General features: G+C 72.6%; 19 protein-coding genes. 7 read left to right on the plus strand and 12 right to left on the minus strand.

Annotated features, from left to right (window positions below):
* The first annotated feature begins 20 nt into the window (after positions 1–20).
* A complete protein-coding gene (locus IE200_RS12705) occupies positions 21–1112 on the plus strand; it encodes a LacI family DNA-binding transcriptional regulator (RefSeq protein ID WP_191279847.1) in 1092 nt (363 codons plus the stop codon).
* On the opposite strand, the gene IE200_RS12710 is transcribed toward IE200_RS12705, so the two are convergent.
* From IE200_RS12710 to IE200_RS12745, 8 genes are all read right to left on the minus strand, one after another.
* Positions 1106–1753: a DUF1707 SHOCT-like domain-containing protein gene (locus IE200_RS12710; RefSeq protein ID WP_191279848.1), complete on the minus strand. Its 648-nt coding sequence runs from the start codon at positions 1751–1753 to the stop codon at positions 1106–1108. The genes IE200_RS12705 and IE200_RS12710 overlap by 7 nt on opposite strands.
* Positions 1754–1807: 54 nt before the next feature.
* The gene (locus IE200_RS20765) at positions 1808–2644 is read right to left on the minus strand and encodes a M15 family metallopeptidase (protein ID WP_229856468.1); all 837 of its coding nucleotides are present in this window, start codon (positions 2642–2644) and stop codon (positions 1808–1810) included.
* Positions 2645–2659: 15 nt separating this feature from the next.
* Entirely contained in the window at positions 2660–3517 is an 858-nt protein-coding gene (locus tag IE200_RS12720; protein WP_191279849.1) for a CapA family protein, read from the minus strand.
* Positions 3518–3564: 47 nt separating this feature from the next.
* Positions 3565–4659 (minus strand): flavin-containing monooxygenase, encoded by a 1095-nt coding sequence (locus tag IE200_RS12725; protein ID WP_229856469.1) that lies wholly within the window; start codon positions 4657–4659, stop codon positions 3565–3567.
* A 51-nt stretch (positions 4660–4710) separates the two neighbouring features.
* Complete coding sequence (locus IE200_RS12730) at positions 4711–5760, minus strand: ABC transporter ATP-binding protein (protein WP_191279850.1); 1050 nt, start codon at positions 5758–5760, stop codon at positions 4711–4713.
* The gene (locus IE200_RS12735; protein ID WP_191279851.1) at positions 5757–6545 is read right to left on the minus strand and encodes an ABC transporter permease; all 789 of its coding nucleotides are present in this window, start codon (positions 6543–6545) and stop codon (positions 5757–5759) included. Before IE200_RS12735 ends, IE200_RS12730 begins: the two co-directional genes overlap by 4 nt.
* The gene (locus IE200_RS12740) at positions 6542–7303 is read right to left on the minus strand and encodes an ABC transporter permease (protein WP_229856470.1); all 762 of its coding nucleotides are present in this window, start codon (positions 7301–7303) and stop codon (positions 6542–6544) included. Before IE200_RS12740 ends, IE200_RS12735 begins: the two co-directional genes overlap by 4 nt.
* Before the next feature lie 116 nt (positions 7304–7419).
* A complete protein-coding gene (locus tag IE200_RS12745) occupies positions 7420–8544 on the minus strand; it encodes an ABC transporter substrate-binding protein (RefSeq protein WP_229856471.1) in 1125 nt (374 codons plus the stop codon).
* A 151-nt stretch (positions 8545–8695) separates the two neighbouring features.
* On the opposite strand from IE200_RS12745, the gene IE200_RS12750 reads away from it, so the two are divergent.
* Entirely contained in the window at positions 8696–10405 is a 1710-nt protein-coding gene (locus tag IE200_RS12750) for a fumarate hydratase (RefSeq protein WP_191279852.1), read from the plus strand.
* A gap of 18 nt (positions 10406–10423) precedes the next feature.
* Here the strand turns inward: IE200_RS12750 and IE200_RS12755 are convergent, their stop codons facing one another.
* Positions 10424–11287 (minus strand): MerR family transcriptional regulator, encoded by an 864-nt coding sequence (locus tag IE200_RS12755; RefSeq protein ID WP_191279853.1) that lies wholly within the window; start codon positions 11285–11287, stop codon positions 10424–10426.
* A gap of 113 nt (positions 11288–11400) precedes the next feature.
* Here IE200_RS12755 and IE200_RS12760 point away from each other — a divergent pair, with 113 nt between their 5' ends.
* The gene (locus IE200_RS12760) at positions 11401–11631 is read left to right on the plus strand and encodes a hypothetical protein (RefSeq protein ID WP_191279854.1); all 231 of its coding nucleotides are present in this window, start codon (positions 11401–11403) and stop codon (positions 11629–11631) included.
* A 14-nt stretch (positions 11632–11645) separates the two neighbouring features.
* On the opposite strand, the gene IE200_RS12765 is transcribed toward IE200_RS12760, so the two are convergent.
* Positions 11646–12515, minus strand: a complete 870-nt coding sequence (locus tag IE200_RS12765) for a MerR family transcriptional regulator (protein WP_191279855.1) — start codon at positions 12513–12515, stop codon at positions 11646–11648.
* A gap of 70 nt (positions 12516–12585) precedes the next feature.
* On the opposite strand from IE200_RS12765, the gene IE200_RS12770 reads away from it, so the two are divergent.
* On the plus strand, positions 12586–13269 hold the full coding sequence (locus IE200_RS12770) for a spermidine synthase (protein ID WP_229856473.1): 684 nt from the start codon (positions 12586–12588) through the stop codon (positions 13267–13269).
* A 24-nt stretch (positions 13270–13293) separates the two neighbouring features.
* Here IE200_RS12770 and IE200_RS12775 read toward each other — a convergent pair whose 3' ends face one another.
* Positions 13294–15189, minus strand: a complete 1896-nt coding sequence (locus tag IE200_RS12775; protein WP_229856475.1) for a penicillin-binding transpeptidase domain-containing protein — start codon at positions 15187–15189, stop codon at positions 13294–13296.
* A gap of 178 nt (positions 15190–15367) precedes the next feature.
* Between IE200_RS12775 and IE200_RS12780 the strand changes: the two genes are divergently transcribed.
* The 3 genes from IE200_RS12780 to IE200_RS12790 all read left to right on the plus strand — a co-directional run bounded on the left by IE200_RS12780 (position 15368) and on the right by IE200_RS12790 (position 17889).
* Positions 15368–15685, plus strand: a complete 318-nt coding sequence (locus IE200_RS12780) for a hypothetical protein (RefSeq protein ID WP_191279858.1) — start codon at positions 15368–15370, stop codon at positions 15683–15685.
* A 132-nt stretch (positions 15686–15817) separates the two neighbouring features.
* On the plus strand, positions 15818–17200 hold the full coding sequence (locus IE200_RS12785) for a class II fumarate hydratase (protein ID WP_407940999.1): 1383 nt from the start codon (positions 15818–15820) through the stop codon (positions 17198–17200).
* 50 nt (positions 17201–17250) lie between these two features.
* Complete coding sequence (locus IE200_RS12790; protein WP_229856477.1) at positions 17251–17889, plus strand: DUF4396 domain-containing protein; 639 nt, start codon at positions 17251–17253, stop codon at positions 17887–17889.
* Positions 17890–18128: 239 nt separating this feature from the next.
* Here IE200_RS12790 and IE200_RS12795 read toward each other — a convergent pair whose 3' ends face one another.
* On the minus strand, positions 18129–18803 hold the full coding sequence (locus IE200_RS12795; RefSeq protein ID WP_191279860.1) for an aggregation-promoting factor C-terminal-like domain-containing protein: 675 nt from the start codon (positions 18801–18803) through the stop codon (positions 18129–18131).
* Positions 18804–19175: the final 372 nt, after the last annotated feature.

The following is a 19175-nucleotide window of genomic DNA, read 5'->3' on the forward strand; positions in this document are numbered from 1 at the left end:
CGCACACGGGGGGACCGGTGATGACGGAGGAGGACCACGAGCCCGCTGCGGGCACGCACGCCGGCCAGGTCAACATGGCCGACGTGGCACGCCGGGCGGGCGTGTCCATCGCGACGGTCTCGCGAGCCCTGCGCGGCCTGCCCGGCGTGAGTCCCAGGACCCGCAGCCGGGTGCTGTCCACGGTCGAGGAGCTCGACTACGTCGTCTCTCCCGCCGCGTCGTCGCTCCGCGGCGCGACGCGTCGGGTGGCGGTGGTGCTCCCCCGCCTCGACAGCTGGTTCGCCTCCACGATGCTCGCCACCATCGAGTCGACCCTGCGCCAGGCCGACCTCGACGTGCTGGTCTACCAGGTCGGAACCGAGGAGAAGCGCACCCACTTCTTCCGCGACCTCCCGACCCGACGCAAGGTCGACGCGGTCGTGCTGGTCACCCTGCCCATCGGCGGCGAGGAGGAGGCACGGCTCGACCTGATGGGGGTGCAGGTCGTGATCGCCGGCACGCGCCTGCGTGACTTCCCCTCGGTGAGTGTCGACGACGTCGCGATCGGCTACGGGGCGGTGCGGCACCTCGTCGACCTGGGCCACAGGCGCATCGGCATGATCCGCACGTTCGACACCGACGGCGCGCAGTGGGCGAGCGAGCTCAACCGCCTCACCGGCTACCTCAACGCCGTGGCAGCCCATGACCTCCCCGACGACCCCGCCCTCGTCGCCACGGTCCCGTACGGCATCGACGCCGGGGCCGAGGGCATGCGACAGCTGCTCGCACTGCCGGAGCCACCCACCGCGGTCTTCTGCTACTCCGACGACATCGCGGTCGCTGCCATGACAGCCCTGAGCCAGCGCGGGCTCCGCGTTCCCGAGGACATCTCCGTCATCGGTGTCGACGGGCACGCCCTCGGCGAGCTGTTCCGCCTGACGACCATCGACCAGCACGTGACCGACCAGGCCAGGACCGCGAGCACGATGGTGCTCGACCTGCTCGCCGGCCACTCGCTGGCCGACAGCCGGGTCACCCTGCCCACCCACCTCGTCGAGCGTGGGTCCACCGGGCCGCCGGCACCGTCACGTACCCGGGAGCAGCGCGCAGGAAGGACGCGGTCGGCTCAGTAGGTCCCGAGGTACTTCCGCGGCGTGCCGGGCGCGGGCAGGCGCTGCACCTGCACCGAGCCCATGAGCGCCATCCCGCGCACGCGGACGACCGGGGAGTCCGGGCCGAGCTCGGCCGGGACCTTGTCCTTGGCCTGCCCGTAGTCGCCCATGATCGGCGTCCCGTCGACCAGCACGTGCATGTCGGCCGGGACGATGATCTTGACGTCGCCCATGACGGCACTGGCGTTGATCTGGGTGTCGTGGCTGGTGAGGATCGCCTCACGCAGGTCGAGGGTGACGCTGCCCATCAGCGAGAACGCGGAGTGGTGCGCCGGCACCTGCCACACGCCGCGGCGCTTGCAGTCGCCCATGATCGCGACCGACGAGTTGTGCCCGACGGCCGGCACGGCGGACGACGGCCGCCGCACGGGCGCCGCTGCCGGGTACGGCACCGGGCCGGCGGCGTGGAGGTCGAGGGTGATCGGGACGAGGTCGCCGTACGTCTTGGCCTGCCACGTCAGCTCGAGGCGCTCCTCGAGCTCGTCGAGGTCGATGCGTCCCTCCCCCGCGGCGTCGCGCAGCACGTCGGCGACGCGCTGCCGGTCGGCGTCGGAGATGCGCATCTGCGACGGGTCGGGCGGGCGGTTGTCGATCTCCCCCATGGGGTCAGCCTAGCGAGCCCCGGGCGTCGCGACCTGTCGCGGCCGTCACGGCCGTCAGGGCCGTCGCGGCGCCTCGAAGTGCTGGTAGTCCTTCGACGACACCCAGTAGCCGCCCCAGCCCCATCCCATGCGGGCGAAGGCCTTCACCACCAGGTCGTCGTTGCGGACCGTGCCCAGCCAGAACGGCGCGGAGCGGCTCCGGTCGATGCCGGCGAACGGCCGTCCGGCCGGCGGGTCCACGCGCCCCGGCCGTACGTAGGGGTTCTGCACGGGGTTGATGTCGATCGCCTCGCCGAAGGCGTGCTGCGACCAGCTGGTCTGCCCGGCCACACGACGGCAGTTGAAGCCCGAGGTGTTGTTGTCGGCCATCGAGAGGTCGTCGTCGGCGCGGTAGTCGTCGACCAGCCGCATCCGCGCGATCGGGAATCCCGCGGCGTACAGGCGCCCGAAGACCTCCCGCACCTGCCCGGCCCAGCGGCGGTGGACGACCATCTCGCCCGTGCGGGCGCGGCCCTCGAAGTCGCGGTGCGTCATCCGGAGGTAGCGCAGGTCGCGCAGCGGCACCGGACAGCCGGGGCGGTGGCTGCGGCGCATCCGGTCGGCGAGGTCGGCGTCGATGCGGCTGACCGACGAGGCGTACGCCGGGTCGTCCTCCTGCGCCTCGCCGCGCTCGCCGGCCAGGCCGGTGCAGCGCTGGCGGTTGCGGAAGTCCGCGACGGCTCGGGTGCGGTCGGCACCCGTCACCGGCATCGGGCGTCCGTCGACGGGCGAGATCCGGGCGGGGGTCCACGACTTGCCGACGACGCCGTCGGCGTCGAGGGTCACCGACAGCACGCCCGTCGCGGCCTGCCGGTCGTGGTACCAGACGAAGTTGCCCAGGCCGTAGGACACGAGCGTGTCCCCCGCCTAGCCCGTCCCGCCCAGCACGTGCGAGTGGCTGCCCACGACCACGTCGGCGCCGGCGTCGGCGAGGTCGCGGGCGAGGAGGCGCTGCGACTGGGTGGGGCACGACTCGTACTCCTTGCCCCAGTGCACGTAGACCACGACCAGCTGGTCGCGCGCCGCTGCCGCCTCGACCGCTGCGACGAGGCCGGCGGCGTTGCTGCCGCGCGCGGACGCGGTGCCGAGCGCTCCCGGTCGGGCCGACCACACGTCGCTGGCACCCTCGCGCTGCACGCCGTCGGCCGCGAGGAAGGCGACCTCGAGCTCACCGACCTCCACGACGTGCGGGGCGTACGCCGCGGCGCCCCGCCCGGCCCCGACCATCGCGATCCCGCGCTGCCGGCCGGCGGCGAGGGTGTCCGCGAGACCGACGGCGCCGTAGTCGCCCGCGTGGTTGTTGGCGACGCTGACGACGTCGACGCCTGACGAGCGGAGGACGTCGAGGGCGCGCGGACCCGTGCGGAACCAGTAGCGGTCGCCGGCGTTCTCGAGCTCCTTGGGGTCGGGACGGCCACGGGTGGTCACCGGTGTCTCGAGGTTGACCATCGCGACGTCCGCGGCGCGCAGCGTGCGACCGATCGCCCCGAGGCCCTGGCGCGGCCGCTCGAGCAGCGCGGCGACGCCGCCCTCGAAGTGCACGTCGCCGCCGAAGGCCAGGGTCACCTCGCCCTCACGAGCCGGCTCGGCGGTCGAGGTGCTGCTCGCCGGGGGCTCGGCCTGCTCGGCCGAGTCACGCGGCTCCTCGGCCGGGGCGGAGCTGCAGGCGGAGGCGAGGACCACGCAGGCGAGGACCGCAGCAAGACGACGCCCGGGACGATCCATTCCTCGAGTGTGCCCCAGGGGTGGTAGAAGGTTTGTCTAACCTTGCCCTAGGCAGCGGCTGCGGCGAGGTGCCGAGAGACGGCCAGGGCCGCCTGCCGACCGGCCCGCGAGGCGCCGAGGGTGCTGGCGGACGGCCCGTAGCCGACGAGCTGCACCCGCGGGTCGCGCACCGCCGTGGTCGCGCCCTGGACGTTGCCGGGGACGGGCACGAGCGCGATTCCGCCCTCTGGCGAGCGCAGCCCGAGGGGCGCCAGGTGGTCGACCGCCGGCCGGAACCCGGTGGCCCACACGATCGCGTCGACGTGCTCGAAGCGTCCGCCGTGGTGGGCTGACCACCGCACGCCGTCGGGCTCGATCCGCTCGAACATCGGCAGTCGGTCGTACGCACCGAGCAGGGCGGCCTCCTGCTCCTGCGGACGGAGCGCCAGCCCGGTCACGCTCACCACGCTCGCGGGTGGCAGCCCACGACGTACGCGCTCCTCCACGGCCGTCACGGCAGCGAGCCCGGCAGCACTGTCGAACCCGTCGCGCCACACCGGCGGTCGCCGGGTCACCCACAGCGTGTCGGTGAGCACGGCGATCTCGCCGAGCAGCTGGACGGCCGACGCGCCGCCACCGACGACCAGCACCCGCCGACCGCGGAAGTGCTCGGCGCCCGGGTAGTGCGCCGTGTGCACCTGCTCCCCGGCGAACGACCCGATGCCCGGGTAGTGGGGCACGAACGGGCGCGTCCACGTGCCGGTGGCGCTGACCAGCGTGCGGGTGCGCCAGGAGCGATCGCCGGCGCGCACGACGAGGAGGTCGCCCTCGCTCTCCACGCGCTCCACCCGCACCGGACGTACGACCGGGAGGTGGTGCCAGCGCTCGTAGCCGTCGAAGTAGTCGGGCACGACGAGGTTCGCCGGCTGCGCCGAGGAGCCGGGAGCGCTGGAGCCGGGCAGGTCGGCGACGCCGTGGACGTCGTCCATGCCCAGCGAGGACCACCGGTGCTGCCAGGCGCCGCCGGGCCGAGGGTTGGCGTCGAGGACGAGGTGCTCGACTCCGCGCCGGCGGAGGAAGTACGACGCGGCGAGGCCCGCCTGGCCGGCGCCGATCACCAGCGACTGCAGGACCGGCTCGGGCGGCTCGTGGTCGGGGCTCACGCCGGTGCAACGTCCGTCCAGCCGCGCCTATGCCCGTGTGCCGGGCCTGCGTCAGCCGACGACCAGCACCGGCTCCGGCGCGACCTCGAGACGTACGGCGTCGCCGGGCTGGAGGCGCAGCGCCTCGGTGCTCGCGAGCTGGGCCACCACGTCGGTGCCGTCGGGGAGCCTGCAGGTGACCCGCGACAGCGGCCCGAGGAACATCACGGTGGCGACCCTCGCCCCTCCTCCGGCGTCGGGGACGACCGAGACCGCCTCGGGGCGGACGAGGGCGTGCCCCGAGCCGGTGGTCGAGCCGGGCAGCACCGGCACGTCGCGGCCGAGCACGACCGCGGTGTCGCCGCTGACCTGCGCGGGCAGCCGGTTGCTGAGGCCGACGAACTCGCCGACGAACTTCGTCGCCGGGGCGGAGTAGAGCTCGGCCGGCGGGGCGAGCTGCTCGAGGCGGCCGGCGTTCATCACCCCCACGCGGTCGGCGACGGCGAGGGCCTCCTCCTGGTCGTGGGTGACGAAGAGGGTCGTGGTGCCGACCTCGATCTGGACGCGGCGGATCTCGTCGCGCAGCTGCACGCGGACCTTGGCGTCGAGCGCCGAGAGCGGCTCGTCGAGCAGCAGCACCGACGGCTCGATCGCCAGCGCCCGGGCGAGGGCGACGCGCTGCTGCTGGCCGCCGGAGAGCTGGTGGGCGTAGCGGTCGGCGTGCTCACCGAGCCCGACGAGGTCGAGCATGTCACCGGCCCGCTGACGGCGGGCCGCGCCGTCGCGACCGCGCATCTTGAGGCCGAAGGCGACGTTGTCGACGACCGTCATGTGGGGGAACAGGCTGTAGGCCTGGAACACCATCCCCATGTCGCGCTTGCTGGCCGGCACCTTGGTGAGGTCCTTGCCTCCGACCGAGACCGTGCCGGAGGTGGCGGTGTCGAGGCCGGCCAGGATGCGCAGCGCCGTGGTCTTGCCGCAGCCGGAGGGGCCGAGCAGGGCGACGAGCTCGCCCGGCTCGATGTGCAGGGTCAGGCCGTCGAGCGCACGGACCGACCCGTAGACACGCGTGAGGTCGGACAGCTCGACGGCGAGACCGTGCTCGGCCCTGGAGTCGGTCATGAGGAGGCTCCTTGCTTGTGCCGGTCCCGGCTGAGGAAGGTGAGGCCGATGAGCAGCACGGCCACGAGGATCATCGAGGCGAGCGCGGCGGCCATGGCGGCGGGCCCGTTGCTCTTGTAGAGCGCGGCCATCGCCACCGGCAGGGTGTCGAAGCGCAGCAGCGAGGCGAAGACGTACTCGCCGAGCACGAGCGCCACCGAGATGAACGCGGCACCGAGGATGCCGCCGGTGATGTTGGGCATGATGATGCGCGCGATCACCGTGAACCAGCCGGCCCCGAGCGAGCGGGCGGCCTCCGAGAGCGTCGCCGCGTCGATCGCGGACAGCGCCGCGTCGATGGCGCGGTAGGAGTAGGGCAGCACCAGCACGACGTACGCGAAGGTCAGCACCAGCGCGCTGTCGCCCAGCAGGTAGGTCACCCACGAGTAGACGTTGCTGATGCCCACCACGATCACCAGCGCCGGGATCGTCAGCGGCAGCAGGCAGAGGAACTCGATGAGCGGGCGGGCCCGGGGCACCCGCAGCCGCACCCAGACCATGGTGGGCACGAGCAGCACCACCATCAGCACGACGGTGAGGAGCGCGAGCAGCAGCGAGGCGACGATCGAGGAGCGCAGGTCCTCGTCGGTGACCATGAACTCCCAGTTGTCCCAGGTGCGTCCGGGCGCGCTGCCGCGCACCTGGGTGGAGAAATCGAGCATCGCCAGCAGCGGCACGAAGAAGTAGGCGGCGAAGACGAGCAGCCCGACCGCCCGGAAGACCCTGAACCCGGCTGGGTGCCTCATCGCATCCACCTCGCCGTACGCCGCAGCAGCAGGTTGTAGCCGATCATGACGATCGTCACCACGACGATCATCTCCAGGGCGAGCGCGAAGCCCACGTTGGCGCGGCCCAGCAGGACCTCACTGGTGATGGCCTGGCGGATCATGAGGGGCACGATCGGCTGCCCCTGGCTGACCAGCACGGCCGCGGTGGCGTACGCCGCGAACGCGTTGGCGAACAGCAGCAGCAGCGCGCCGAGGAAGGCCGGCGTGAGCAGCGGCAGCGCGACGTGGCGCCAGTAGCTCCACGTGCTCGCGCCGAGGTTGACCGCGGCCTCGCGCCACTGCGGGCGCAGGCCCTCGAAGGCGGGGGCGAACACGATGACCATCAGCGGGATCTGGAAGTAGGAGTAGACGACGACCAGGCCGGGCAGGCCGAAGAGCCAGCCGCTGCCGTAGATGTCGGCGCCGAAGAGGTCGGACATCGCCTGGGTGAGCACGCCCACCGGACCGATGGTCGCGATCCACGCGAAGGCCAGGACGACACCGCCGAACTGGGCGAGCACGCCGCTGACGGCCAGCGTCGCGCGCCGCATGAGGCTCTGCTGCGGCATCGAGACGATGAGGTAGGCCAGCACCGCACCGAGCACGGCGCCGATGACCGCGGTCGAGGCCGAGAGGATCAGCGACCCCTGGAGCGCGGTGACGGCGGCCTCGCTGGTCAGCGCCTCGAGGTTGCCCAGCGTGGGTCGGCCGTCTTCGTCCTGGAACGCGCCGATCACGACCGTGACGGTCGGGACGACGAGGAAGACCAGGACGAACAGGAGGAACGGGAGCAGCGGCAGGGCCGGGCCGACGGCGAACCGCCGGCCCGTGCCCTCCCGCGTGGTGGTCGTGCTCAGCGGATGGCCTTGGACCAGTTCGACGCGAGGTACTCCCCGGCGGTCACCGTCTGCTCGTCGGTCGGGATGACCGGCTCGCCGGTGACCTCGGGCAGGGCGCCCCACAGCTCCTCGTCGATGGTGCCGGCCTCGGCCATGGCGTCACCGCGGACCGGGCGCGCGCCGCCCTTCAGCCAGAGGTTCTGGCCCTCGTCGCTGTAGAGGAACTCCTGCCACAGCCGCGCGGCGGCCGGGTGCGGTGCGTCGGCGTTGATCGCCTGGAAGTAGTAGCCGGCGACCACGGCCTCCTCGGGCACGACGGTCTTCCACGTGTCGACGTTGGCGGCAGCGGCCGCACCGAGGTAGTCCCAGTCGATGACGACGGGCGTGGTGCCCTGCTCGATCGTCGTGGAGTCGGGGTCGACGGTGAGGAAGTTGCCGGCCTGCTTGAGCTCGGCGAAGAAGTCGACGCCCGGGGCGATGTCGTCGGCCGAGCCACCATTGGCGATGGCCGCCATCATCACGCCGCTGAAGGCGGCGCCGGCCTGCGTCGGGTCGCCGTTGAGCGCGACCTTGCCCTTGAACTCCGGCTTGAGCAGGTCCTGGACGGACGTCACGTCGGGCACGACGGAGGAGTCGTAGCCGATGGACATGTAGCCGCCGTAGTCGTTGACCCAGGCACCTTCCGGGTCCTTGAACTCGTCAGGGATGTCGTCCCAGGTCTCGACCTGGTAGGGCGCGAACATGTCGGTGTTGGCGAGCGCGACGGACTGCCCGAGGTCGAACACGTCGGGCGCGCGGTCGGTGCCGGCGAGGTCGTTGGCGGCGTTGATCTCGTCCTGCGAGGCGGCGTCGGGCTGGGCGGAGTTGACCTCGATGTCGTACTTCTCCGAGAAGGTCTCGATGATCTCGCCGTAGTTGGCCCAGTCCGGCGGCAGTGCGATGACGTTGAGCTCGCCCTCGTCCTGGGCGGCCTTGATGAGCTCCTCCATCCCGCCGAAGTCCTCGGCCGAGGTGGCCGCCGCGGCGTCGACGCCGCTCTCGGTGGTGGTGTCGTTCTCCTCCTCGGGCGCGGCACACGCCGCGGCCGAGAGCAGGGTCGCCATGGCGGCGAGGGAGACGAGTGCCTTGCGGGTGTTCACGTGACCTCCAGGAGAGTGCTTGTCCGAGATCGGCGGTTGCTGCCGGGCGGAGCCTCATCGGTCCCGTCGCATCGGAGGCTACTCCCGAATGCCCGGGTTGCGTCCGAGGCGATGAATCCGGGGTGTTCGTCGCGGCGTAGCATCAGCAGCCGTGAGCGCTGCTGAGTTCCACTACTCCGACCTCCTCCCCACCGCCGGCTCCAACGGCGCGCCGGAGACCCCCTACCGCCTCGTCACCACCGAGGGCGTGTCCACCGTGGAGGTCGACGGGCGCACCTTCCTCAAGGTCGAGCCCGAGGCGATCCGCCGGCTCACCGCGGAGGCGATGCACGACATCAGCCACTACCTGCGGCCCGGCCACCTCGCGCAGCTGCGCAAGATCATCGACGACCCGGAGGCCTCCGGCAACGACCGCTTCGTCGCCCTCGACCTGCTCAAGAACGTCAACATCTCCGCCGGCGGCGTGCTCCCGATGTGCCAGGACACCGGCACCGCGATCGTGATGGGCAAGAAGTCCGAGGGCGTGCTGACCGGCGCCGACGACGGCGAGGCGATCAGCCGCGGGGTGTACGACGCGTACACGCGGCTCAACCTGCGCTACTCCCAGCTCGCGCCGCTGACGACCTTCGAGGAGAAGAACACCGGCACCAACCTCCCGGCGCAGATCGAGCTCTACTCCACGCCCGCGAAGGACGTGCCGGAGTACAAGTTCCTCTTCATGGCCAAGGGCGGCGGCTCGGCCAACAAGTCCTTCCTCTTCCAGGAGACCAAGGCCGTCCTCAACCCGACGCGGCTGATGGAGTTCCTCGACGAGAAGATCCGCTCCCTCGGCACCGCCGCCTGCCCGCCGTACCACCTCGCCGTCGTCATCGGCGGCACCAGCGCGGAGTTCGCGCTCAAGACCGCCAAGTACGCCTCCGCGCACTACCTCGACGACCTGCCCACCGAGGGATCGATGAGCGCGCACGGCATCCGCGACGTCGAGCTCGAGGAGAAGGTCTTCGAGCTCACGCAGTCCTTCGGCATCGGCGCGCAGTTCGGCGGCAAGTACTTCTGCCACGACGTCCGCGTCGTACGCCTGCCGCGCCACGGTGCCTCCTGCCCCGTCGCCATCGCCGTCTCCTGCTCGGCCGACCGGCAGGCCCTCGGCAAGATCACGCCCGAGGGCGTCTTCCTCGAGCAGCTCGAGACCGACCCCGCGCAGTACATGCCCGACGCCGGCATCGCCCACGACATCGAGGGTGGCGCGGTGGTCCCGATCGACCTCAACCAGCCGATGGCCGACATCCTCGCCGAGCTGTCGAGGCACCCGGTCAAGACGCGGCTGTCGCTGACCGGCCCGCTGGTGGTGGCGCGCGACATCGCGCACGCCAAGATCAAGGAGCGCCTCGACGCGGGCGAGGACATGCCCGCCTACCTCAAGGACCACCCGGTCTACTACGCCGGACCTGCCAAGACCCCGGAGGGGATGCCGTCCGGCTCGTTCGGGCCGACCACGGCGGGTCGCATGGACTCCTACGTCGAGCAGTTCCAGGCAGCCGGCGGCTCGATGGTGATGCTCGCCAAGGGCAACCGCTCCAAGCAGGTCACCCAGGCGTGCGACACCCACGGCGGCTTCTACCTCGGCTCGATCGGCGGCCCGGCCGCCCGCCTCGCCCAGGACTGCATCAGGTCCGTCGAGGTCATCGAGTACGAGGAGCTCGGCATGGAGGCCGTCTGGAAGATCGAGGTCGAGGACTTCCCGGCCTTCATCGTCGTCGACGACAAGGGCAACGACTTCTTCACCGACCCCTCCGGCGCGGTCACCGTCCCGCTGAGCTCGATCACCGGGGCGGGGATCCGGGTGCGCTCGGCGGAGTAGACCGCCGGGCCGCCTGCGTCAGCCGCGTGCGACGAGGCGGTCGGCGAGGTCCGCGGCGGCCTCGCCGATGCGGTGGCCGAGGGGTTCGGCGCCCTCGACCCGGCCCTGGTGCGCGCCACCGAGCAGGACCCGGGCCCGCGGCGCGATGGCCTGCACGGCCTCGCGGACCGCCGGCAGGTCCTCGACGGTCGGCACCGCGAGGACGACGGCGGCGGGCTCGAGGGCGCGCACCGTGTCGACCCACGACTCCACCGGCAGGTCGGCGCCGAGGTAGGTCACCTGGACGCCGCGACTGCGCAGGACCATGGAGAAGGCCATCACCCCGAGCTCGTGCCGCGACCCGCGGGCGAGGCCGACCATCACCCGGGGGCATCCGTCCTCGGGGTGCGGCAGCTGGTGGAAGGCCTGCGACAGTCGTCGGAGCACGGCCGCGCTGACGAAGTGCTCCCCGGCCACGCTCACGGTGCCGCGCTGCCAGGCCTCGCCGAGGCGCACCAGCGACGGCATCAGCCACTCGTCGACCGCGACCGCGAGGTCGCCCTCGGCGAAGGCCTTGTCGAGCAGGCTCTCGAGCCGCACCACGTCGAAGTCCTCACCGCAGGCCGCGAGCTCGTCGAGCTGCGAGAGCGGGGAGTCGGCGTCGGGCAGGACGCTCACGGTGCCGGTCGGCTCGGCCAGCACGCGCTTGGCGGCCTCGCGCGGCGACCAGCCCGAGTCGACGAGGTCGCGCATCACCGTCAGCCGGCGGACGGCCTCGTCGTCGTAGAGCCGGTAGTTGCCCTCCGTACGGGCAGGGGCGACGACGGAGTAGCGCTGCTCCCACTTGCGCAGGGTCTCGCGCGGCACTCCGGTGAGCTCGGCAGTGCGTCCGACGGTGTACACGTCCGCAAGGGTACCCAACTTTGGACAAAGTATGGACAAGTCCCTACTGTTCGTTTTTAAACCAACAGTGGACAAACTGTGGACAAGCCGCAGCCGGACCCGTGGGAGACCCGATGAAGACGACCATCACCCAGGTGGGGGTGCCCGAGGACGTCCGCCCCGACCGCCGGCTCCTCACCGCCGGCGTCACGGCGCTCGCCGCCGCCGCGATCGGCTCGGTGCTGGCCGCCTCGCCGGCCATGTCGGAGTCGCCCTCCACCGACGACAGCTGCCGCATCCAGATCGTCGGCGACCAGTGGTACGGCAGCGGGTGCGACGACCGCGGCGTTCGCAGCGCCCCCTGAGCGGAGCCGCCTGATCAGCTGACGGCGCCGAGCCGGGTCGCGAGCGAGTCGGCGGCCCTCCCGGCGAGGTGACCGAGGTGCTCGGCCCCCTCGACCCCCGTCTGGTGGGCACCGCCGAGCATGACCGTGGCGAACGGCACCAGCGCGTCCGCGGCCTCGCGTGCGGCCGGGAGGTCCTCGACCGTCGGGACCGCCATGACGACGGCTGCCGGCTCGACGAGGCGTACGACGTCGACCCAGGCCTCCACGGGCAGGTCGCCGCCGAGGTAGGTCACGGCGACGCCGCGCGAGCGGAGCACCATCGCGAAGGCGAGGACGCCGAGCTCGTGCCGCGCTCCGCGCGCGAGGCCGACCACGACCCGCGGCCCGCCGCCGGGCGCGGGCGGGAGGTCCTGGAACGCACCCGACAGCCGCCGGTGCACCGCGGCGGTCACGAAGTGCTCCCCCGCCACCGAGATCCGCCCGCTCTGCCAGGCGCGGCCCAGGTGCACCATCGAGGGCAGCAACCAGTCGTCGACCACCGAGACCACGTCGGCCACGGCGAACTGCTCGGCGAGCAGCCGCTCGAGGCGCGGGACGTCGAAGTCCTGGGCGCAGGCGACGATCGTCTCGAAGCGGTCCTCGGCGGCCGGCTCCTCCGGGCGGTCGAGCGTCGCCTCGGCGGCCACCACGTCGGCCACCACGCGCTGCGCGGCCTCCTGCGCCGACCAGCCGGCGTCGACCAGGCTGCGCATGACGCTCAGCCGACGCACGGCCTCGTCGTCGTAGAGGCGGTAGTTGCCCGCCGAGCGGTGGGGGGCGACCACGCCGTAGCGCTGCTCCCACTTGCGCAGCGTGCCCGTCGGCACGCCGGTGAGCTCCGCTGCCCGTCCTACGGTGTACACCCGATCACGGTAGACGCCCGAGCGGCGCGTGGGGAGGTCTCCACGCCGGACGTTGGGCAGGATGGGACGCGTGGACAGCACGGAGGTCGAGCACACCGAGGTCGCCCGCGCCGAGACCGAGCGCGGCGAGGTGGTGCTGCGCCGGCGTACGTCGGACGCCGCCCCCGACGTGCTCGAGCTGCGCGTCAACGGCGTCTTCGTGATGGACACCCTCGAGACGACCAGCGAGATCGAGCTCGCCGCGCAGGCGCTCGACCTGGTCGACGAGCCGGCCTCGGTCCTCGTCGGCGGCCTGGGGCTCGGCTTCACGCTCCAGCGGGTGCTTGCCGACCCGCGGGTCGAGCGGGCGGTCGTGGTCGAGATCGAGGAGCCGCTGGTGCGGTGGATGCGCGACGGAACGGTGCCGCACGGCCCGGCACTGCTCGCCGACACCCGCGCGACCGTCGTCAACGCCGACATCGCGATGGCGATCGCCGAGGCGCGCTCGACGTACGACCTGGTGCTGCTCGACGTGGACAACGGGCCGGGCTACCTCGTGCACGACGGGAACGAGGCGGTCTACGAGGAGCGGTTCCTGCGACGCTGCCACGACGTCCTCGGCCCCGGTGGCGTCCTGGTCGTGTGGTCGGCGGCCGCGGCGCCCGACCTGCTGGAGGCGATGAGCGCGGTGTTCGGCGGGGCCGAGGAGCAGGCCCACGACGTGCTGCTGCAGGACCGGCCGGAGGAGTACTTCCTCTACCTCGCGCGGCGCTGAGGTCGTCGGCGGCTCAGCGCCGCGTCACCGCAGGAAGGCCTCGAGCACCGGACCGGCGGTCTGCGAACCGGACACGCCGGTCCCGACGAAGACCGCGACGGCGAGGTCACCGCGCGTCGCGATCATCCACGCGTGGGTCGGCAGCGAGCCGGACGCGTCGGGGGTGCCGTACTCGGCCGTGCCGGTCTTGGCGCCGATCTCGCCCGGCACGTCCTGCAGGAACCGGCCCGAGCCCGTGGTCACCACCGCACGCATCAGGCCGCGCAGCATCCCGGCCTCCTCACCGGTCAGCGGCACCTCGGGCGCGACCTGCTCCACCTCGTGCGCGGGCAGCAGCACCGGCAGCACGGCCCGCCCGGCGGCGACCGAGGCCGCGACGGTCGCCATCGCGAACGGGCTGGCCAGCACCGTGCCCTGCCCGATCATGTCGGCGGCCGCACCGGTCTCGGTCTCCGGCGGCGGCACCTGCCCGAAGTAGACGGGGAAGCCGAGGTCGTGATCGGTGCCCAGCCCGAGGGCGGCGGCCGCGGCAGCGAGGTCGCCGTCGGCGAGGCGATCGGCGTTGCCGATCAGCGCGGTGTTGCACGACTGGGCGATCGCCTGGGTGAGGGTGATGTCGCCGAGCGCCGTGGACGGGTAGTCGTCGTAGTTCTTGAACGAGCGGCCGTCGACGACGGTGGTGGCCGGGCACGACACCACGTCGTCGGTGCGCATGCCGCTGCGCAGGAGGGCGAGCGAGCTGACGACCTTGAAGGTCGACCCGGGGGCGTACTGGCCGGTCGCGGCGAGGTCGGCCCCGGCGGCTCCGGCGCCGTTCGCGCTGGCGAGGATCGCCCCGTCGGACGGCCTGATCGCGACGAGCGCCGCGGCCGGGGCGCCGTCGCCCAGGGTCGCGAGGGCCTGCTCCGCCTTGACCTGCAGCGCCGGGTCGAGGGTGGTGGCCAGGTCGGCGCCGTCGGCCGCGGGCGCCTCGAAGAGCGTCCGCAGCTCGTCGTCCGCACCCCGCACGACGACCGCCGTGCCGGGCGCGCCACGCAGCTGCTCGTCGTAGCGGGCCTGGAGCCCGGACAGTCCGACCTCGTCGCCCGCGACGACGGCGCCGTCCGACGCCTCGACGATCTCGGCGGTCGCGGGTCCGACACGCCCGAGCAGCGCAGCGGCGAACTCGCGCGTCGGGGCGAGCGGCAGCGTGTCGCTGAGCGCCAGGGCGCCGGGGACGTCGCTGATGGTGGGAGACACGCTGCGGGCGTCGTCCTCGCGGAGCACCACCGCCTCGACGAAGGCCGCGGCCCCCATGGCCTCGGCGCGGGAGACGTACGACGCGACGTCGAGGTCGAGGATGCGGGCGATGCGCCGGGCGCTGCGTGCCACCTGGGGGCCGTCGACCTTGGTCTTGTCGAGGCCGTAGCGCAGCACCGGACGCTCGGTGACCAGGACGGCGCCGTCCGCGCCGGTGATGTCACCCCGCGCAGGGATCAGGGTGCGCAGGCCCAGGGTGTCGCCCTCGGCGAGGTCGGGGGCGAGGTCGTCGGGCGCCCAGTCGACGGCCCAGGTGCTCCCGTCACCGCCCTGCGTCAGGGCCACGGAGGTCTCGTACGCCCACGGCGCGTCCGCCGCGACGTCCCAGCGCCACGCGAGGGTCGCGTCGGCCCGGCCCTCCTCCTCGACCGCGACGACGTCGACCACCTCGACCGCGACCGGCACCTCGTCGAGCGGGGCCACGAGCTCGTCGAACGCCGAGCGTGCACCCTCGTCGACCAGCGGCACGTCTCCCAGGGAGTGCTCGGAGAGGGCTGCGGCCAGCTGCTCGGCCGCGTCGGCGGCCGTCGGCCCGTCGTCGCCGCCGAGGACCGAGCAGGCCGACACCGCCGTGACCAGCACACCGGACAGCACGACGACCCCGAGACGCGACAACCCCATGCGCACCATGCTCCCCACCGTCGCGGACGGGACCAAACGGCCACGCGGACGAGCCCCTCGCCCAGAGGGGTGACCAGGGTGGACAAAGACCGGACAAAGATTGGACAAACCCTCGACAACGGATGCCTCGTGTGGTGCATTGGAGGTCCACACCTTGCCCCCACGAGGAGATCCGGACATGAAGCGCACCACCCGCACCGCCACCTCCCTCGCAGCTCTCTCCCTGGGCGTCGCGACCGTCGTGCTCGCCCCGGCCGCCGCCCAGGCCAGGCCGGACACCGACTGCATGCGCGCCGGCCTCGCCGCCCTCAAGGGCGAAGAGGCGCTCCCGTCCGTGGCGGCGTCCGGACTGCCGATCTCCACCGCCGTGGCCCTGGGCGTCGAGCCGCGCGAGGGCACCGACGTCGGCTCGCTGCCCGACCCGCTCCCCCTCAGCGTCGTGCTGGCCGACCACCGCGCCGGCGACGACAGCCTGTTCATCTACCCCTGGTGCTGATCTCCCCTCCAGCACCTCCCTCCCGGACGCCTCGCCACTCTTCCCCCGGAGTGGCGGGGCGTCCGCCACGTCCCGCCCCGGCGGGTGAGGAGCCCGATGGGCCCACACCTCGCGAGGAGTAGCGTCGGAGAGGTGACCCAGACAAGAACCGAGCACGACTCCATGGGCGAGGTCGAGGTGCCTCGCGACGCCCTGTGGCGGGCCCAGACGCAGCGCGCGATCGAGAACTTCCCGATCAGCGGCCTGACCCTGCCGCCCCGGCACGTCCAGGCACTGGCCCACGTCAAGGCCGCCGCCGCGACGGCCAACGCGGCGCTCGGGGTCGTACGCCACGACCAGGCGGAGGCGATCGTGGCTGCCGCGGACGCGATCGTCGCGGGCGAGCACGACGACGAGTTCCCGATCGACGTGTTCCAGACCGGGTCGGGCACCAGCTCCAACATGAACGCCAACGAGGTCATCGCGACGCTCGCCGCGAGGGCCGGGGTCGAGGTCCACCCCAACGACCACGTCAACGCCTCGCAGAGCAGCAACGACACCTTCCCCACCAGCATCCACGTGGCGGCGACCCTCGCCGTCGTCGACGACCTGCTGCCCGCCCTCGACCGGCTGGCGTCGGCGTTCGAGGCCAAGGCCGACGAGTTCGCCGACGCGGTCAAGGCCGGCCGCACCCACCTCATGGACGCCACCCCCGTCACGCTGGGGCAGGAGATGGGGGCGTACGCCGCGACGCTCCGCCTGGGCACCGAGCGGCTCGAGGCGGTGCTCCCCCGCGTGCGGGAGCTGCCCCTGGGCGGCACCGCGGTCGGCACCGGCATCAACACCCCGGCCGCGTTCGCGGAGCGCGCGATCTCCGCGCTCGCCCAGCGGACCGGCCAGCCGTTCACCGAGGCGCGTGACCACTTCGAGGCACAGGGCACCCGCGACTCGCTCGTCGAGCTCTCGGGGGTGCTGCGCACCATCGCCGTCGGCCTCACCAAGGTCTGCAACGACCTGCGCTGGATGTCGTCGGGGCCGACCACCGGGCTCGCCGAGATCCACCTGCCCGACCTCCAGCCCGGGTCGAGCATCATGCCCGGCAAGGTCAACCCGGTGCTCCCCGAGGCCACGCTCATGGTCTGCGCGCGGGTGGTCGGCAACGACGCCACCATCGCCTGGGCCGGCGCTGCCGGCAGCTTCGAGCTCAACGTGATGATGCCGGTCATGGCGCACGCCCTGCTCGAGTCGATCCACGTGCTGTCCACCTCGACGGTCCTGCTCGCCGAGCGGTGTGTCGAGGGCATCACGGCCGACACCGAGCGGATGCGGCGTTACGCCGAGTCCTCCCCGTCGGTGGTCACGCCCCTCAACGCGCACATCGGCTACGAGGAGGCCGCCAAGGTCGCCAAGAAGGCACTGGCCGACGGCGCCACGATCCGCGAGACGGTCATCGCGATGGGCTACGTCGAGCGGGGCGACCTCACCGAGGAGCAGCTCGACGCCGCCCTCGACGTGGACTCGATGACAGGGCGCTGAGCGGGCTCCGACCCCTTGACCGATATACCCCCCAGGGGTATGTTCCGCGTATGGAACAGCATGTTCACCACGACATGCACCACGACATGGGCACCAACGCCATGGCGCTCTCCGCCACCCTCCACTGCCTGACCGGCTGTGCCATCGGCGAGATCCTCGGCCTGATGATCGGCACCGCTCTCGCGCTGGGCAACCTCGCAACGATCGCGATCGCGGTGGGGCTCGCGTTCCTGTTCGGCTACGCCCTCTCCACCCTGCCGCTGCTGCGCGCCGGACTCGGCGTCGGCGCGGCGCTGACCGTCGTGCTCGCCGCCGACACCCTCTCGATCGCGACCATGGAGCTCGTCGACAACCTGGTGATGGCCCTCATCCCGGGCGCGATGGACGCGGGCCTGGTCAACCCCGTCTTCTGGCTCTCCATGATGCTCGCGCTGACCGCTGCCTTCCTCGCGGCGTGGCCAGTCAACCGCTACCTGCTGGCGCGCGGCAAGGGGCACGCCCTCACCCACGGCTACATGGGCGCAGAGCCGGTCGGCGCCCGCAGGTACATCCCCGCCCTGACGACCTCCGCCCTGATCGCGGCGATCGCCGCCTTCATGCTCGGCGGGCTGGTCGTCTCGATCGCCGACGAGCTCGGCGCGTCACCCGCGACCGGCCACGCCCTGGCGTCGGTGCGCACCGCCTCGTAGGCCCACCCGCGGGCCGAGCGCGGAGCGTGGCCGGCTCGCCCTCCTGCGGTCGAGCCGGCCACCTCCCCAACCCCCCGGTTGGCCCCGACGTCGCCAGCGGGCCGCTCGCCACGGGACGTACGAGCCGCACCGCTGGTCACTCGCGGGCATCCTGTCGGTGGTGCGCGGTGTCGCGCAGCGGAATCGGTTCGCACTAGCCCGATCGGTTGGACCAGTGGTCCACCGGCGAGCCGGGTTGGTCAGTACCAGCCGTTGCCCTGCTTGAAGCTCCACGCGCTGCACGGTGTCCCGTAGGTGTCCTGGATGTACTCCAGGCCCCAGCGGATCTGCGACTCGGCCGACGTCATGTAGTCCGCCGGCAGGTCGTGGAGCTGCGTGAGGGCCTGCGGGATGCCGTACGCCGACGAGGTCGGGTTGTCGGCGTCGACGCGCCAGTCGGACTCGCTGACGTAGAGCTGGTCGAGGCAGGAGAACTGGTCGGAGGAGAAGCCGTAGACCGGCAGCAGCGCCCGGGCGATGTCGCGCGGGTCGCCCTCGGACAGCTTCTCGGACCGGGTGACCCCGGAGCCGCCCTCCATCTCGAGGGCAGCGGCCTTGGTGGCGTCCGTACGCCGGGCCGAGCGCGAGACGACCTCGCGGCCGGCGCGCTCCTCGAGCTCGGCAGCATCGAGGCTCGGCTCGGGCGTCGGGGTCGCGCCGGGATCGGCGGGCGCAGTGGTGGTCACGTCCGCTGCGGCCGGGCTCAGCGCGTCGGGGGCCTGCGCGAACAGGCCGCCGGTGACGCTGACGCCGGTCGCGGCGGCGGCGACGCCGGTCAGGGCCAGGCCGGTGCGCAGGGCTCGGCGGGGCACGCGCGCGGCCTTGTGCTTGCCGGGGGCGCGGTGCTTCGGGGCGTACTGGTCAGACTTCGGCACAGGGGCTCACGGGGGGTCGACGACGGGGGCATGCGAGGGCGACCGCGATCGGCGCGACGCGCAGGGCGGGGGTCCGTACGTCGCTCCGACGACCAAGGTCACGAAATGGTCACGAGCCACCATGCACGAGGTGCGGAGGGCGTGCAAACCGAACGCCACGATCCGCCACGTCTCTTCTGCCACAAGAGCACCTGGAGCACCTGGCGCCCCACGCGTCCCTGGGGTGTCGCGGGCTCAGGGCGTACGGATCACCGGTCAACCGGCTCTCCTGACACATCTGTGGGTAGGTGAGCGCGCCTGTCGTGGCGGCACGCCGCTCCCTGCCTAGGTTTCTGAGCTGTCGAAGAACAGGAACCGGTGACAGGAGAACGG

Source organism: Nocardioides flavus (ex Wang et al. 2016) (assembly GCF_014653115.1).
Taxonomy (GTDB): domain Bacteria; phylum Actinomycetota; class Actinomycetes; order Propionibacteriales; family Nocardioidaceae; genus Nocardioides; species Nocardioides flavus.

Coding starts and splice junctions, on each gene's coding strand:
- IE200_RS12775 (WP_229856475.1), bottom strand. CDS start 15,189: ATGGGGTTGTCGCGTCTCGGGGTCGTCGTGCTGTCCGGTGTGCTGGTC.
- IE200_RS12735 (WP_191279851.1), bottom strand. CDS start 6,545: ATGAGGCACCCAGCCGGGTTCAGGGTCTTCCGGGCGGTCGGGCTGCTC.
- IE200_RS12730 (WP_191279850.1), bottom strand. CDS start 5,760: ATGACCGACTCCAGGGCCGAGCACGGTCTCGCCGTCGAGCTGTCCGAC.
- IE200_RS12720 (WP_191279849.1), bottom strand. CDS start 3,517: ATGGATCGTCCCGGGCGTCGTCTTGCTGCGGTCCTCGCCTGCGTGGTC.
- IE200_RS12705 (WP_191279847.1), top strand. CDS start 21: ATGACGGAGGAGGACCACGAGCCCGCTGCGGGCACGCACGCCGGCCAG.
- IE200_RS12710 (WP_191279848.1), bottom strand. CDS start 1,753: ATGGGGGAGATCGACAACCGCCCGCCCGACCCGTCGCAGATGCGCATC.
- IE200_RS12790 (WP_229856477.1), top strand. CDS start 17,251: ATGGAACAGCATGTTCACCACGACATGCACCACGACATGGGCACCAAC.
- IE200_RS12780 (WP_191279858.1), top strand. CDS start 15,368: ATGAAGCGCACCACCCGCACCGCCACCTCCCTCGCAGCTCTCTCCCTG.
- IE200_RS12760 (WP_191279854.1), top strand. CDS start 11,401: ATGAAGACGACCATCACCCAGGTGGGGGTGCCCGAGGACGTCCGCCCC.